14 protein-coding genes are annotated in these 15,545 nt (G+C 36.6%); 13 read left to right on the top strand and 1 reads right to left on the bottom strand.

What is annotated here, in order from left to right:
* On the bottom strand, positions 1–396 hold a 396-nt coding region (locus CCAND38_RS08350; RefSeq protein ID WP_042344815.1), incomplete at its 3' end, for a carboxypeptidase-like regulatory domain-containing protein.
* A 92-nt stretch (positions 397–488) separates the two neighbouring features.
* Here CCAND38_RS08350 and CCAND38_RS08345 point away from each other — a divergent pair.
* From CCAND38_RS08345 to CCAND38_RS08290, 13 genes are all read left to right on the top strand, one after another.
* Positions 489–887 carry a hypothetical protein gene (locus CCAND38_RS08345; protein WP_156129789.1) on the top strand — a complete coding sequence of 133 codons (399 nt, stop codon included), beginning with the start codon at positions 489–491 and terminating at the stop codon, positions 885–887.
* A gap of 129 nt (positions 888–1,016) precedes the next feature.
* On the top strand, positions 1,017–2,030 hold the full coding sequence (locus CCAND38_RS08340; RefSeq protein ID WP_042344811.1) for a TQO small subunit DoxD: 1,014 nt from the start codon (positions 1,017–1,019) through the stop codon (positions 2,028–2,030).
* A gap of 135 nt (positions 2,031–2,165) precedes the next feature.
* Complete coding sequence (locus CCAND38_RS08335) at positions 2,166–4,508, top strand: oligopeptide:H+ symporter (RefSeq protein ID WP_042344809.1); 2,343 nt, start codon at positions 2,166–2,168, stop codon at positions 4,506–4,508.
* Positions 4,509–4,564: 56 nt separating this feature from the next.
* Positions 4,565–5,554 carry an aspartate-semialdehyde dehydrogenase gene (locus CCAND38_RS08330; protein ID WP_042008514.1) on the top strand — a complete coding sequence of 330 codons (990 nt, stop codon included), beginning with the start codon at positions 4,565–4,567 and terminating at the stop codon, positions 5,552–5,554.
* 239 nt (positions 5,555–5,793) lie between these two features.
* Positions 5,794–6,060 carry a hypothetical protein gene (locus CCAND38_RS08325; protein ID WP_052458207.1) on the top strand — a complete coding sequence of 89 codons (267 nt, stop codon included), beginning with the start codon at positions 5,794–5,796 and terminating at the stop codon, positions 6,058–6,060.
* Positions 6,006–6,296 carry a type II toxin-antitoxin system RelE/ParE family toxin gene (locus CCAND38_RS11990; protein ID WP_231550023.1) on the top strand — a complete coding sequence of 97 codons (291 nt, stop codon included), beginning with the start codon at positions 6,006–6,008 and terminating at the stop codon, positions 6,294–6,296. Before CCAND38_RS08325 ends, CCAND38_RS11990 begins: the two co-directional genes overlap by 55 nt.
* Before the next feature lie 462 nt (positions 6,297–6,758).
* A complete protein-coding gene (locus tag CCAND38_RS08320; protein WP_042344808.1) occupies positions 6,759–8,534 on the top strand; it encodes a coiled-coil domain-containing protein in 1,776 nt (591 codons plus the stop codon).
* 91 nt (positions 8,535–8,625) lie between these two features.
* A complete protein-coding gene (locus CCAND38_RS08315; RefSeq protein ID WP_042344807.1) occupies positions 8,626–9,390 on the top strand; it encodes a BT1926 family outer membrane beta-barrel protein in 765 nt (254 codons plus the stop codon).
* Positions 9,391–9,743: 353 nt separating this feature from the next.
* Positions 9,744–11,237, top strand: coding sequence for an ATP-binding protein (locus tag CCAND38_RS08310; RefSeq protein WP_231550022.1), 1,494 nt, complete (start codon positions 9,744–9,746; stop codon positions 11,235–11,237).
* Positions 11,238–11,484: 247 nt separating this feature from the next.
* On the top strand, positions 11,485–12,780 hold the full coding sequence (locus CCAND38_RS08305) for an anthranilate synthase component I family protein (protein ID WP_042344805.1): 1,296 nt from the start codon (positions 11,485–11,487) through the stop codon (positions 12,778–12,780).
* Between the two features lie 43 nt (positions 12,781–12,823).
* A complete protein-coding gene (rnhB, locus tag CCAND38_RS08300) occupies positions 12,824–13,417 on the top strand; it encodes a ribonuclease HII (RefSeq protein WP_042008952.1) in 594 nt (197 codons plus the stop codon).
* A gap of 201 nt (positions 13,418–13,618) precedes the next feature.
* The gene (locus CCAND38_RS08295; RefSeq protein ID WP_042008949.1) at positions 13,619–14,665 is read left to right on the top strand and encodes an endonuclease/exonuclease/phosphatase family protein; all 1,047 of its coding nucleotides are present in this window, start codon (positions 13,619–13,621) and stop codon (positions 14,663–14,665) included.
* Between the two features lie 210 nt (positions 14,666–14,875).
* Positions 14,876–15,532, top strand: a complete 657-nt coding sequence (locus tag CCAND38_RS08290; protein WP_042344804.1) for a hypothetical protein — start codon at positions 14,876–14,878, stop codon at positions 15,530–15,532.
* The last annotated feature ends 13 nt before the right edge of the window (positions 15,533–15,545 follow it).

Raw genomic sequence — 15,545 nt, 5'->3', positions numbered from 1 at the left:
TTGAACAGAATTTTCTACGTTGAAAACAATTCTGTCCACTTTTTGTTCTACAAGTTTTTTACGACCTTCAACAGTTACGGCTTCCATCTGAATAGACTCATCAATTTTTATAACTCCTAAATCAGTATTTTTAGAAAGTGATACGTTTTTGCTGAAAAGTTCCGTTCCGAATTGTTCTAAAATGAGGGTGTAATCACCTTTCGGGATTTTTACAGAAAATTTTCCCGAAACATCAGTAAGTGCTCCGTGTACGGGTTTTCCGTCTTTCTTTAAGATGACATTCAGAAACTCAGCGGGTTTTTGCTGTTGATTTTTCACTTCTCCCGAAAGGGTGATTTCTTGAGAGTAAAGAACAGTAGCAAAAAGTAAACATAAAAAGGATAACGTGGTTTTCATATGATATTGATTATTGGTTTCTACCCTTAAAGACGCAGAAAAACGGAAAATGTTACAAAAAATCAGAAATTTTATTCAAAAAAAATGTACATTTGCCCAATAACGCATTCTCAAAATCCGTGAAAGAGTTGTTGTTACATATTAAAAAAGTTAAGTTCCTTTTTTGGGGAATGTTCATTTTGTTTTCGCTTACGCCCTGTACTGCGAAAGGAATTCTTTTTGATAGTGCTGAAATATCATTTTTTAAACCGCTTCATAAAAATAGAACCACGGCCTATTCATTTCAATGTCAAAATCTTGTAGTTGAGAATCAAAAAACTCGTACGGAATATGCTCTCAATGTTTCTGATAATCAAGAGAATGATTTGCTTTGTTCTACTGAGATATTTGCTTTTGATGCGAAAATAAAAAAGGAGTATTTTAATCAAAACTCTGCAAATGCTCCTCCTAAATACATACTTTTCAGGTGTTTAAGAATTCATTTAAGCTAATTTTTTCTGATAGTAGGTTTTCAATTGAAATAAATTGAAAGAAACCTACAGCTATTATATTATTTTACTTTTCTGATTTGGAAAGTAAGCTATTTTTGTAATAAAATTTTAATATTAAAAAGAGTTTAAATGAAAAATAATACATATCAGGAGCAATTCTCCTCTTGGGCAGGGTTGTTCGCTTTGTCTTTACGTTTGGTTATCGGTTGGACGTACTTTTCTGCCTTTTGGCGACGCGTGGTTTTAGAAGATAAACTTTCTCCGGAAGTGGCAGGTTATGTAGGTGAGAAGTTTAATCATTTTTTACCTAATGCATTGGGAATAAAACCTTTAATTGAATACTTAGTCTCTAATCCCGATAAATTAGAGTTTGCTATGATAGCCTTTACCATAGTGGAAGCGATTGTGGGCTTGTTCATTATGTTAGGGCTATTCACACGCTTGATGAGCATTGGAGTTTTTTCTTTGGCAATGGGAATTTTGTTGGGTTCAGGATGGTTGGGAACCACTTGTTTAGACGAATGGCAAATCGGTGTTTTGGGCTTAGCGGGAGGTTTTACCATTTTCCTGACGGGTGGTGGATTTTATTCACTTGATGATTTTTTGATGCGTAAAAACTATGCTTTTACCACCAAAAAGTGGTTTAATTACTTAGGTTCAGGAATTTTGACAATCAAACAATTGAAACCTTTGGTATTGGTATTTTCATTATTAATTTTTTCGATTACGTTATTTACAAACCAATATTTTCACGGGGGAGTATTTGGAAAATTACATAATAAATCGGTGAAACCCAAGGTGGAAATCTCAAATGTAATATTAGCTGATAATGAACTCACTTTTGAAGTATTTCGGGTAGAAGGAGCCGATGTTTATGGTTCTTTTTTAATTGAAATACAAATTTTAAATGAAAAAGGAGAAGTTTCTAAAAGTTGGAATATGAACTATTTATCAAAATTTCCTCAGGAAAAAATCAATAACTATTATGTAGCAAAAGTGAAGCCAGGGAAGCATAGTTTGATATTGCCTTTGGGAGCAAAAGCAGATTTGTCAGTTTCCTTAGAAGGATTGCCTAAATCAGAAGTTAAAACGCTGAAACTTATTGATATTAGTGGAGCTGAGTGGACTGCCGAAATACATTGATAGCAATGAAATTAACTGTAAGTGATTGACTTTACTTCTGATAATAGAGACAAGCATGTTAAGTGATTCGTGTTTGTCTCTTGTTTTTTTCAAAAGAAATGGTATATTTGCCCTAATCAAAAATATTGACTAACAATGGAAAAAGCGAGATCGAACTTTTTTGACACGCAAGTGCTAGGGCATCCGGCAGGGTTGTTTGTGTTATTTTTCACCGAGATGTGGGAACGTTTTTCGTTCTACGGAATGCGAGTGTTGCTCATTAACTTCCTAACAATGGCAATGATAGGCTATAATCCTGGGTGGCAATGGACAACCGAAAACGCAGGAGCTTTGTTCGGCACGTATGTGATGTTGCTGTATTTGACTCCTATTGTGGGAGGGATCATCGCTGACCGATTTACTGGCTATCGATGGGCTATTGTCATTGGAGCAGTCATTATGACATTAGGACATGCTGCGATGGCGGTGGAAACCGAATTTTGGCTATATGTCGGACTGGGGTTATTGGTTGTTGGAACAGGTTTTTTTAAACCGAATATGACGTCCATTATCTCACACATGTATAAGGATTTACCAGAAAAAAAAGATGGAGCGTATACCATTTTCTATATGGGTGTGAACGCAGGGGCTTTTTTCGGGATGATGCTTTGTGGCTATATTGCTGAAAAAGTGGGCTGGAGTTGGGGATTTGGTTTAGCAGGTGTTTTTATGCTGTTGGGAACCTTGCAGTTTTGGTTGGCTCGTCCGCTATTTGGAACCGTAGGTGATGTGCCTTCGAAAGCTCGAAAGGAAGTTTCTGAAAAACAGTATGTTAATAAAGAAATCAATGACCTCGAAAAGCGTAATCCATTTACGATGCTTGATAAAGTTTTGATAGCCATTGCAGCAATTATTGGGTTAGGGTATGCTATTAACGACCCGCTTTCAAGAATTGGTGGGATCGACTTATTTAAGTTTTTAGAAACTCAAAACATCAAAGGGCAATACATTGCTGTAGTCTTTGGGCTTTTTGTGTTTCTTTTTGTAGTCATCTCTCGTATTTCTCGTTACACGAAAATCGTTCGAAACAGAATGATTACTGTAATTATCTTTGCGTTTTTTACTGTATTTTTTTGGTTGTCGTTTGAGCAAGGAGCTTCATCTTTGATTATTTTTGCTCGTGATAACGTACAGCGTGAGCTGTTGGGTAGTCAGGCAGTTATTTTCAACGTGGTTAATGCGTTACTCACGGTTATTCCGTTGTTGTTAATCACCTATGTGTTGTATCTGTTAGGTAAGAAAACGTTTTCAAAGATATTTGCATCGAATATTGTACTTTTGGTATGCTTCGGTTTGGTGTGGGTAGTTGTTGGTTGGATGCTTAAACGCGATTTTAATACGGTTGCTTATAGCGTGAGTTACGATGCATTTCAGGTGTACGATAGTGATGGTAAGGATTTGAAAATCAATAGCGAAGGTGATTTCGTGATGAAACAAATTCCTTTAGCGATCGATGATACTAAATTAGCATCGGAGGTGCATATTACTACCAAAACACAGAAAATGTTCAAAATCACCGAAGTTGATGTATCTGGAAAAGCTATTACAAAGTATGTGCCGTTCACGGATAAAAACACCCCAAAAGGGAAATATGAAATTGTAGAAAAAGCAATTCCAACCATTGCAGTCCCACGAGTAAACCCTGAAACGGGAGCCATAGTTACGGATAAAAAAGGGGAAAAACTATATGATTTTTACGCTACTGAAAATAATACATATTCATTGGTAAGTAGAGAAACCATTATTGGTGAGACCGATGCTCGTTTTGAAATGGGGCAGGATATTTTTATGCTACCGCGAAATAATGATTTCTCATCGTTTGGGTATGTAGATGCTGAAAAAATGGAATGGGCAAAAGAACGTGCTGCAAGTCTTCATGCTAACAGTGGAGTGGTCAAGGCTGTTGTTCGCGAGGAAAAATCCAACTGGGTGGAAATCACTACCTCATGGTTTTCTATTCTTAATTCCTTTTTTATAATTGCGTTGGCAAACCTTTTCTCTCGTTGGTGGGATAGCCGTTACAATCCACCTGCGGCTGTGAAATACGGACTTGGACTAATCATCATGGCAATTGGTTTTGGATTGTTAGCCCTTGGAGCTCATGGCGTTACCGAGGGGATTAAAGTAAGTATGATTTGGTTGGTATTGGCGTACTTGTTCCATACTATGGGAGAGTTATGTATGTCGCCTGTAGGTCTATCCTATGTGTCGAAATTGGTTCCAGCTCGGATGATTGCCTTTATGTTTGGAGTATGGTACTTGGCAATTGCCATAGGCAATAAGGTTGCAGCCATCCTTGGGGGGCAAATTGAGAATATAACGAACCAGTATAGCTTGTCGACTTTCTTCCTTATATTTACCATAGTTCCTGTAGTTGCAGGATTGTTAATAATATCTCTTAACCCATTGATCAAGAAATTGATGCACGGAGTTAAGTAGGCAATAGGCTTACAGCCTTATCAAACTTTAAATTAATTTTTCAATATAAAAAAAGCATGAGAGTAGCAGTTGTAGGCGTTACGGGCATGGTCGGTAACGTGATGTTAGAGGTTTTGGAAGAGCGTAATTTTCCAGTAACAGAATTGATTCCTGTGGCATCAGAGAAATCTGTAGGTAAGAAAATTACCTTTCGAGGTAAAGAATATGCAGTAGTTGGTATGCAACAAGCCGTTTCGTTGAAACCAGACATTGCGTTGTTTTCGGCAGGAGGAGGTACTTCTTTGGAGTGGGCTCCGAAGTTTGCACAGGTTGGTACTACAGTTATCGACAATTCCTCAGCTTGGCGTATGGACGCTACCAAAAAATTAGTTATCCCCGAAATAAATGCTGACGTACTTACTAAAGAAGATAAAATCATAGCAAATCCCAATTGTTCTACCATTCAGATGTTAGTAGCTTTAGCACCATTACAGCAAAAGTACGGCATCAAGCGTGTGGTGGTTTCCACCTATCAGTCTATCACAGGAACAGGAGTCAAGGCTGTAAAGCAACTTGAAAATGAATACAATGGAGTAGAAGGGGAGAAAGCATACCACTATCAGATTCACCGCAATGCTATTCCTCAATGTGATGTTTTTGAGGACAATGGCTACACCAAAGAAGAAATGAAATTGGTACGCGAAACGAAAAAGATTATGCGCGATGATTCCATTGCCGTAACGGCCACAGCCGTACGCATCCCAGTGGTTGGAGGGCATAGTGAGTCCTTAAATATTGAATTGCGTGACGATTTCAACCTCGAAGAAGTCAAACAATTACTATCAACATCGGCAGGGATTCAAGTCTTAGATGATACCACTACGAACAGTTACCCTATGCCTCTTTACGCACAAGGTAAGGATGCCGTATTTGTGGGACGTATTCGTCGTGACGAATCACAGAAAAACACTTTGAATATGTGGGTTGTTGCCGATAACCTCCGCAAAGGAGCCGCTACCAACACCATTCAGATTGCTGAAGCCCTCATTCAAAAAGGACTTGTGTAGTATTAATTACAAATTACGAAATTACGAATTACGAATTACGAAATTATGAATTACGAAATTACGAATTTCAAATTACCAATTACGGAATTATCCATTCCCGTAATTCGTAATTTGTAATTTTTCATTACCCATCGTAATTCGTAATTAACTATCGTAATTCGTAATTAACTATCGTAATTCGTAATTAATAATTAATCATTCGTAATTTATTTTTCTTACCTTTGCAGGAAACAGAAGTTATGAATACGATCACATTAAAGAGAAATCTTAGTTTTCAAGAGTATCAGCTTTTAACGCAAATATTAGATGAAATGGGAATTGAAATAGAGCGTAAGATAGACTCTTTTGCATTGGATAAACAAGATTTAGAAAATATAGCAAAATCTAATGAAGAGGCTAAACAAGGTCTATTAATTTCAAGTGAAGAAGTTAGAAACAGAGCCTTGAAATTATGTACAAAACAGTTTGGACACCTACCGCAGAAACAGCTTATTTCTCAAATTTAGAATATTGGATAGATAGAAACAAGTCCAATACCTATTCTTTGAAAATAGTTGAGCAAGTGAATTCTATTGAACAATCCATTTCTGAAACCCCTTATTTTTTAGCACATTACATAGGCGACCTCAATTTATACAGACGTATTTTTTTAAAGGAAAATTCTCTTTGTACTATGAGATTTCAGAAGAACAAAATATGGTTACAATTAAGTATTTTAAAAGCAACAAACAACAGCCAATAGCCAACAGCGTAATTAACTTTAAACCTTGAACTCTTGAACCTTTTAACAATTCCAAATCTCTTACGCTGCATTTGTTAATTTTATTCTAAAAAATTAACGGTTCAAGGCATGTTTTTGACCGTTCGTGCGGATGTTGTTATAGTTAAGTTAAAAAAGTTTGAAAAGAGTTTTTTTTATATATCTTTGCCCCAAACAATAGTTACGTATTAAGAGTTGATTGTTACGAATTATTATTGTATAGGCAATTAAAGATCAACAATTGATGGTTAGCGATTAAGAAAATTTTTTAAAACTTTTTTTTGTGTATAAAAAAAATTTATTTACCTTTGTCACGTGCAATGAAAGTAGTGGCGTAGCTATTGCGAGTAGTTCAGAATAGTTGAGTAAAATCAAATGGCAGTAGTGCCGTAAAATTATTATAGTAAACAAATTAATTATTAACTTTAATTTTTTTTTAAGACGATGAAAAAAAGAATTATTATTCCAGCGATTCTTTCAGCGGTGTTAGCCACAGGTTTAACATCCTGCGTGAAAGACAACGAATCAGACTCAGTGAGAGATCTGCGTAACGCAAAGGCGAATGAACTAAACGCTAATGCGGAAAATACAAAAGCGAAAACAGCTCAACAAGTAGCGGAAACGGCTGCTTACGGAGTGGAGGTTAAAATTAGAGAGGCATTTTTAGCCAAGGAGCTTGTTTCTGTTAAGAATGCAGAGCTTGACCTTGCTATCAAACAGTTGCAACATGCTGTTAACGAGGCTCAGAGTGACAATGACATAGCTAAGTTGAAGCTCGATGCTGAAAAAGCAAGACTTGAGTCAGAGCGTGCTTTAGCGAAAGCAAAAGCTGCTGATGATCAGTTGAAAGCTGAACAAGCTAACGCATTGAAAGCATTAGCTGAAGCAGAAGCTAACTTGTTAGACGCTCAAAACGAGTTGTTTAGAAAGAAATTGGAAAAATACACTTTCATTGAGAAACAGATGAACGACGCTGCGGGAGAGGTTGTAAAACTTACAGGTCATATAATCAAAAAAGAAACCGAGATTGCAGGTTTGACACAAAGTGCTACAACACTTGAGGCTGTGAAAGCAAGAGATATCAAAGAGCAACAAGATATTATCGCTAAAAACAAAGCACTTCTTGCGGCATTGGATGGGCTTAAAAATGGTTCAACTGAGGAGTATGCTGCTAAAGTAAAAGAGTATGAAGCAAAAGAGCATGGAGCTGAGTTGGCTTACAATACAGCCTCTTCAACCAACGAATTAGAAGATCTTGAGAAAGCAGCCGAAAAAGTATCGGAACAAGCGGAACAACTTGAGATAAGCAGATTGCTTCAAGATTTCCAAGAAAAAGTAAATGATGGAGAGATTTTGTACACTCAGTTTCCTCTTGCTGTGGATGTTACAGATGTTATAGAAGTTCAAAATTTACAAGCTTTGACAGCGTCAGATGTTACTTCTAAATATGAAGGAATAACAACTTCTTTGTTTAAAATAGAGGTGAAAGCAGATAAAGTTAATACTACCTCTATTTTGGCAGATTTGCAAAAAAATATTGAATATCTACCGCAGTTGGCTCTTCAGTATGACAACGCTATCGCTTTGTATAACGAGCAAGATGAGAATAAACCAGGTACCATAGCTAACTTTGCTAAAAAATTAGCTGACGCAAAAGAGGCCCTTAACCAAGCAATAGAAAACAACTTGGGTGAAGCTGTGATAAATACACGAAGACAAGCAGTTGCTAATGCAGCTCACGCTTATGAAGAAGCGATAAGAGATAATAAACTAAAAGCTAAGTTAAGAGCAGAGGTTACAGGAGTTGTTAAGGAGTTTGCTCGAGTTAAGTCTTTCTTTGTAGGTTCATCTACAAATGAAGATAGAAAAGCATTTGATGAGGTTGTTGCGAAATACAATGAGGCAGTTCAAAAGGCAGCGGATCGTTATTTTGTTGAGCAAAGATTGAAAGACCAAAAAGACAATTTCTCTAAGATTAAAATGGTGTTTAAATCTATACTTACAGGGTACGAGAAATTTGATGATCAATACAAAGAAGCTTACGAGAATATTGAAAAGGCAGAGGTTGCTATAGCTGAATACAAAAAAATTGATACTATTCAAGATAAATTGAATATGGCAAAAGAAGAGTTAGCTAAGTATAAAAGAGATAAAGCTCACCAAGAGGCATTGTTAGCAGCTTACAAAAAGCAATTGGAAGCTATCAAATTATCTGAGTAATCTCTCAGGCTTTTAAAGCACAAAACAAATTAATAACAAGGAAAGGTTGCCTAAAGCCCTTTGGGCAACCTTTTTCTAAAATAATTGTTATATGAAAATAAAAAAATTATTATTAATCGCCTTCACCGTTCCTACGCTTTGGATAACAGCGAACGCTCAGGAAGAACAAGCTTCAAAAAGCAATAAGTTCACCTTTGCCGCTACCTTGGGCTACAACAACTATGAAAGCGCTGACGCACCCAAAGGATTGGGAAAATCGTTCTCTCCAGTGCAACACGCTACAAGTTGGACAAACAAGGGGTCAATGGTAGGTTTCGAAGCAGGTTGGTTTTTAAATGATGATTGGCGTTTTGTGGGTTCTTTTGGTTTGAGTTATTCGGCATATCCTGGCTACTACGAAGTTCCTGGAGTTACGGGTGATGAGAAGACAGGTGAAAGCTATGAAGTATTTGTTCCTGCGTATGAAACCATCCCTGTACAACACAACTTGTCGTATGCGATGAGCATTGGAGGTGATCGTTACTTCAATATTGAAGGTACAAAACTTTCATGGTTTGCAGGAGGTCGTATGGGATTGGCATACACTCAAAACTCTAAGCGTTACAACTATGCTGAAAAAATAGAGTTTGGTTCATCTGTAGCAAGAACATGGAACTACCGCATTGCAGCCGTTGCAGGTGCTGACTATTACTTTAGTGATCGCTTCTTTGTTGGAGCACAAATCGAAGGAATTTCTTACACCTACGCAGTGTCATCAATCAAACCACAACCTGGGTTAGCCAACCGCTCAGCGGATCATTACAACCTGAGTTTCTTTGGTGCACCAACCATTAAAATTGGTTTCGTGTTATTCTAATAAATAACAAAATCTATAAAAATAAAAAGCTGTCTGAAAAGACGGCTTTTTTTTATAATTACGATATTTAATTACGAATTACGGGAGCTAATTACGAATTACGATAGTTAATGATTAATTATAAATTATAAATTACGAATTACGGGGCTGGATAATTTCGTAATTGGAAATTCGTAATTCGTAATTTTCTTTGTAATTTGTAATTTTCTTTGTAATTGGTAATTTGAAATTCGTAATTTAAAATTATTCTCGTAATTTGTAATTTAAAATTATTCCCGAAATGTTATAACTTTGCGAAATAAAGTTTTTTTAGGGTTTGTGTGTTTAAAAGGTGTTGAATTGTAAAAATAAATATGTTTAAATATGTTTATTTTTACAAAAGTAAAATAAATAAGTGTAAAAATGAAAAAGTCAGGGCTTATTCCTACGCCGAGAATTATAGAGCGGTTGCAGTACGAAAACCCTTGGTGGTCGAGCCAAAGGATTCCCGATTTGTACAAAAATATGTCGAAAAGGTTGTATTTCGATTTGTTTTATCCCTTTGTAACAGAGCAGGATTTCGCCGTGCGGTAGTGCTTATGGGCCCCCGTAGGGTAGGAAAAACCGTGATGATGTACCACGCCATAGACCAACTGATTGAAGAGGGGATAAATCCGCAAAAGATATTTTTTGTTGGAATAGACAATCCTATTTACTTACATTTGGGATTACAAGACATTTTGGAGTTATGCAAAGAGGCTTTAAAAATAGAGTATCTGAGAGGTTGCTATGTGTTTTTCGATGAAATTCAATACCTAAAAGATTGGGAACGCCATCTTAAAGTGTTGGTTGACACTTATCCCGAAACTAAATTTGTCGTTTCTGGTTCGGCGGCAGCAGCACTCCGTTGGCACAGCACAGAGAGTGGAGCAGGAAGATTTACCGATTTTATGTTGCCTCCGCTCACATTTCAAGAGTTTATTCACTTAAAAAATAAAAATCATCTTATCCGAGAAGATGTTATTCAATACGGCGGACAATCAATACCGTATCATCTGCCTTTGGATATAAATGAACTGAATGAAGAATTCCAACAGTATCTCAATTTTGGTGGTTATCCTGAAGTGGTTCTCTCTGAAAAGATTCAGAAAGATATGGGACGGTATGTGAAAAACGATATTGTGGATAAGGTGTTGTTGAGAGACTTGCCGAGTTTGTACGGCATCAAGGATGTTCAGGAGCTGAACCGATTTTTTACCTACATTGCGTACAACACGGGCAACGAATTTTCTTTCGAAAAAATGTCCAAAGAAAGTGGCATACAGAAAGAAACACTCAAAAGATATTTGGAATACCTCGAAGCGGCTTTTCTTATCAAGGTACTTAATAAGGTGGATATCAATGCCAAGAGATTGAAACGGATAACGAGTTTTAAGATTTATCTGACCAATCCGTCGCTTCGTACGGCTCTATTTTCCCCCATAAAAGCCGTGGATGACGAAATGGGAAATATGGTAGAGACTGCTGTTTTGTCACAGTGGATGCACAGAGAAAATTTAGCCCTGACTTATGCTCGTTGGAAAGACGGCAGAAAAGAAGGCGAGGTAGATTTGGTATTGGTAGATGATGTGCGATTCAAACCCATTTGGGGAGTGGAAATCAAATGGAGCAACCGCTATTTCGAGAAACCACAAGAGTTACAAAGTCTAATTCAATTTTGTAAGTCCAACGGGTTTAAAAGTGCTTTGGTTACTTCAATCGACAAAACTGGAACCAAGGAAATAGAAGATTTGTACTTTACTTTTGTACCCGCTTCGGTTTATGTGTACAACATTGGAAACGTTACCCTGAAAATGAAAACAGATTAATTTCAAATTACGATATTTAATTACGAATTTCAAAGAAAATTACGAATTACGAATTTCCAATTACGAAATTATCCAACTCCGTAATTCGTAATTTATAATTTATAATTAATCATTAATTCCCGTAATTCGTAATTTATAATTTGTAATTATTCATTAATTCCTGTAATTCGTAATTTATAATTTATAATTAATCATTAATTCCCGTAATTCGTAATTATTTTTGTAATTTATTTTTAATCGTAATTTTATGCGAATAGAGAAGTCTTTTCATATCACTGGAAATATAAAACAGCAGATTGTCCATTGGGCAAATAACCAAGGAGAAACCATGATTTGGTTGGATTCCAATGCGTATGCTGATGTTTATCATAAATTCGATGCTGTTTTGGCATTTGCTCCTAATGCAATTCTGAGGCTTGATACTCCTTTGGGAGCTTTTGATGCTCTACAATCATTCGTGGATAAGACCCGTGATTGGATTTTTGGTTATCTGTCCTATGATCTGAAGAATGATGTAGCATCTTTGAAATCTAATAATTTCGATGGATTACAATTTCCTGAGCTTTACTTTTTTCAACCTCAAAAGTTACTTTTCTTTAGAGAAAATATGGTTATGTTTAGCTATTTGAGCTCGGTTTCATCTGAAATAGAAGCTGATTGGAAAGCCATGCTTACGGCGGAGATGTTTCCTTTTTCAGAGGATTCAGAACCAAATGCGATTACTGCCCGATTGTCCAAAGCGGATTATATGGACAGGGTAAGGAAAATGCAGGAGCATATTGCCCGAGGTGATATCTATGAAGCGAATTTCTGCCAGGAATTTTATGTAGAAGATGTTCAAATAGACCCTATTTCCACCTATTTTCGATTAAATTCTATATCAACGCCTCCCTTTGCGTGTTATTTAAGGTTTGATGATTGTTTTGTAATGTCGGCATCACCAGAACGATATTTACAGCGAACGGGAGAAACGGTCATTTCACAGCCTATCAAGGGTACAGCAAGGCGATCGTCAGATGCTGAAACGGATCGGAAATTGCGTGATGAGTTGGAACAAAATCCAAAAGAACGCTCTGAAAATGTGATGATTGTAGACTTGGTTCGCAATGATTTATCTATGTACGCACAAAAAGGAAGTGTGGAGGTTAGAGAGCTTTGTAAGCCCTACACCTTTAAGCAAGTACATCAACTCATATCCACCATAGCAACGAAGATAAAAGACGGTACACATGCCGTTGATGTGCTGAAGAGTACTTTCCCGATGGGAAGTATGACAGGAGCTCCTAAACTATCGGCAATGCAAATTATTGAAAAATTAGAGGCTTCAAAACGATGTATTTACAGTGGAGCAATTGGTTATTTCACCCCTACTGCCGATTTTGATTTTAATGTGGTCATTCGCAGTATTTTTTATAATCAGAAAAAAAAGTATGTATCTTTTTCTGTGGGGAGTGCTATCACAGCTGTTTCTGACCCTGAAAAAGAATATGAAGAATGCCTTGTTAAGGCTAATGCCATGAAAAAGGTGTTGGAAGAAAGGTGATTTTTTGCATATAAATGCGTATCTTTGCAACAGGAAATCAAACATGCAGTTATTTTATCATACACATAAAGAAGCGGGAACGGATGAAGCAGGTCGAGGGTGTTTGGCGGGGCCTGTGACGGCTGCTGCGGTAATCTTGCCCGAAAATTTTAAGAATGAACTGCTCACGGATTCCAAGCAACTCACGGAAAAACAACGCTTGATTTTGCGAACTGTCATTGAACAACAGGCTGTAGCTTTTGCTGTGGCACATGTTTTTCCCGTTGAAATTGACGAATTGAATATTTTGAGGGCTTCCATTTTGGCAATGCATAGGGCTTTAGAACAGTTATCACAAACTCCTGATTTTATTGCTGTTGATGGGAATAAATTTGTGAAATACGGTACTATTCCTCATGCTTGTATTGTCAAAGGTGATGCCAAAATACAGACCATTGCGGCGGCCTCTGTGTTAGCGAAAACCTATCGAGATGCATATATGGAGCGGATTGCAGATGAATATCCCATGTATCAATGGAAAAAAAATAAAGGTTATCCCACAGTAGAACATCGCAGAGCAATACAAGAGTACGGGATTACTCCCTACCACCGAAAATCGTTTCAGCTATTGCCGGTTCAAATGAAATTGGAGTTTTGACAACGAATAATTAATAATTACGAATTACGATATTCAATTACGAATTACGGTATTCAATTACGAATTACGATATTTAATTACGAATTTCTAATTACGGTATTCAATTACGAATTACGAATTTCTAATTACGAAATTATCCAATCCCGTAATTCGTAATTTATAATTAATCATTAAATAAAATATCCTTTAAATCTCACTTCCATGAAACATAAATATTTTATACTATGGATACTTGTCTTTTGGCAATTATCGTTTTACGCACAAGAAAAGAAATACATGGTCAGAACAATTGCTTTTTACAATGTAGAAAATTTATTTGATACTATCAATGATCCAAGGACTTTTGATGACGATCGAACTCCACAGGGTGCTGACCGCTGGACATCCAAGGTTTACAACGACCATGTGCAGAAGATAGCTAAGGTAATTGCAGACATAGGTAGCGACGTGTCCAAACAAGCACCAGATATTGTTGGGCTTTGTGAAATTGAAAATGAGGATGTTATCGTTGATTTAATCAATACCGATTACCTGAAAAAGTACAATTATGGTATTGTGCATTACGACTCCCCAGATAGTAGAGGCGTTGATGTAGCGTTGATTTATAAAAAAGGGGTGTTTCGTCCCATTTCAACATCCAAACATGTTTTGAAAATTTTCGAACCCAATGGAAAGCGTCGTTACACGCGCGACCAATTATTGGTCAGCGGTATGTTTGATGGTGAAATGATGCATTTTATTGTCAATCACTGGCCTTCGCGTAGTGGAGGTGAGGCAGCAAGCCGTCCAAAACGAGAGGCAGCTGCTGCATTGAATAAAAAAATCATAGATTCGTTACTCGCAAAAGATCCGAAAGCTAAAATTTTTAGTATGGGGGATTTTAATGACGATCCTACTAATGCGAGTTTTAAAAAGATTTTAAAAACCGAAGGTAAAAAGAATAAAGTTAAGGCAGGAGGTTTATACAATCCTATGGAAGAGATGCTCAAAAAAGGTATCGGATCACTTGCTTACCAAGATGCATGGAATCTATTTGACCAGATATATTTTACACAAGAATTATTAGAAGAAGATAAATCAACTTATCGCTACTGGAAAGCGGGAGTTTTTAATAAACCTTATTTGGCCAATCCTAAAGGGAAGTTTAAAGGTTATCCGTTCCGAAGTATGTCCAATGGGAATTATACTTGGGGATATTCAGACCACTTTCCCGTCTATCTTTACTTGATAAAAGAAATGAAATTATGATTGTCCGTAACCGCTAATTCATGTGAAGTGAAGAAAAAAATACAATAATCACGTAAGAGTATCGCTTTTTATATGTTTCCGCATGGGTTGTTTTTAATGCTTTATGTAGCTTTTTCTTATTTTTAGAGAAACGTACAGATTGTAATTGCTTTTATTGTGCAAAACGGATAATCATAAATGAAGTAGAAAGAAACAATAAAAATAAAACGTATGAAAAAATGTCTTTTTTATCTTGCTATTGGAATCGGGTTGGCGTCCTGTTCTGAAAAGAAACAAAAGCCAGTTACAACGAATGTTAAATCGAGCGTTGAAAATATTACACAGCAAAACCAAGAAGCCTTGGATGACGCCTTGCTTATTTCCTTTATAAATGACGTAGGTTTTGATTTTCTTAATAAATGTTACTACGAAAGAAATCTGAATACCTATATTCGAGATGAACATGAGAATCTAAAGGAATTTATGGATCCTGCTATCGGTTTGCGCCGTTATCATTTGCCGGGGGCGATGGTTTATTTGTCAGGGAAAGATGAAAATTATGGATTTATGGATTTCGATGATTTTGAGTTTGAACCGACCAGTCAAGGAGAATCTACACTTTCCGTAATGGATGTTAATCAAGACCCTTGTGAACTTGATTTCAACCAAGGAAGAACAGCTTATCTCCATTTGGTGAAAGAGCTGCCCGAATACTTCAGTCAACAAACAAATGAGATTGAAAAAGTGGTGCTTCCCTATAAAGATGCTAAGATTATCGTTATGTATGTGATGGACAAATATGAACGACCTAAGGCGTTGTTTTTTATCGACACTCCTAAAGGCATGAAATTAGGTTTTGTTGACGATGCCGTTTGTGGAAATAGGTAGATTCTCAGAGTAA

This window comes from Capnocytophaga canis (assembly GCF_000827555.1).
In the GTDB taxonomy this organism is placed as follows: Bacteria; Bacteroidota; Bacteroidia; order Flavobacteriales; family Flavobacteriaceae; genus Capnocytophaga; species Capnocytophaga canis.
Note: the sequence above shows the minus strand (reverse complement) of the source record. Positions and strands in the feature narration are given on the sequence as shown.

Coding starts and splice junctions, on each gene's coding strand:
- CCAND38_RS08335 (WP_042344809.1), top strand. CDS start 2,166: ATGGAAAAAGCGAGATCGAACTTTTTTGACACGCAAGTGCTAGGGCAT.
- CCAND38_RS08320 (WP_042344808.1), top strand. CDS start 6,759: ATGAAAAAAAGAATTATTATTCCAGCGATTCTTTCAGCGGTGTTAGCC.
- CCAND38_RS08295 (WP_042008949.1), top strand. CDS start 13,619: ATGAAACATAAATATTTTATACTATGGATACTTGTCTTTTGGCAATTA.
- CCAND38_RS11990 (WP_231550023.1), top strand. CDS start 6,006: ATGTACAAAACAGTTTGGACACCTACCGCAGAAACAGCTTATTTCTCA.
- CCAND38_RS08290 (WP_042344804.1), top strand. CDS start 14,876: ATGAAAAAATGTCTTTTTTATCTTGCTATTGGAATCGGGTTGGCGTCC.
- CCAND38_RS08305 (WP_042344805.1), top strand. CDS start 11,485: ATGCGAATAGAGAAGTCTTTTCATATCACTGGAAATATAAAACAGCAG.
- CCAND38_RS08315 (WP_042344807.1), top strand. CDS start 8,626: ATGAAAATAAAAAAATTATTATTAATCGCCTTCACCGTTCCTACGCTT.
- CCAND38_RS08310 (WP_231550022.1), top strand. CDS start 9,744: ATGTTTAAATATGTTTATTTTTACAAAAGTAAAATAAATAAGTGTAAA.
- rnhB (WP_042008952.1), top strand. CDS start 12,824: ATGCAGTTATTTTATCATACACATAAAGAAGCGGGAACGGATGAAGCA.
- CCAND38_RS08330 (WP_042008514.1), top strand. CDS start 4,565: ATGAGAGTAGCAGTTGTAGGCGTTACGGGCATGGTCGGTAACGTGATG.
- CCAND38_RS08340 (WP_042344811.1), top strand. CDS start 1,017: ATGAAAAATAATACATATCAGGAGCAATTCTCCTCTTGGGCAGGGTTG.
- CCAND38_RS08325 (WP_052458207.1), top strand. CDS start 5,794: ATGAATACGATCACATTAAAGAGAAATCTTAGTTTTCAAGAGTATCAG.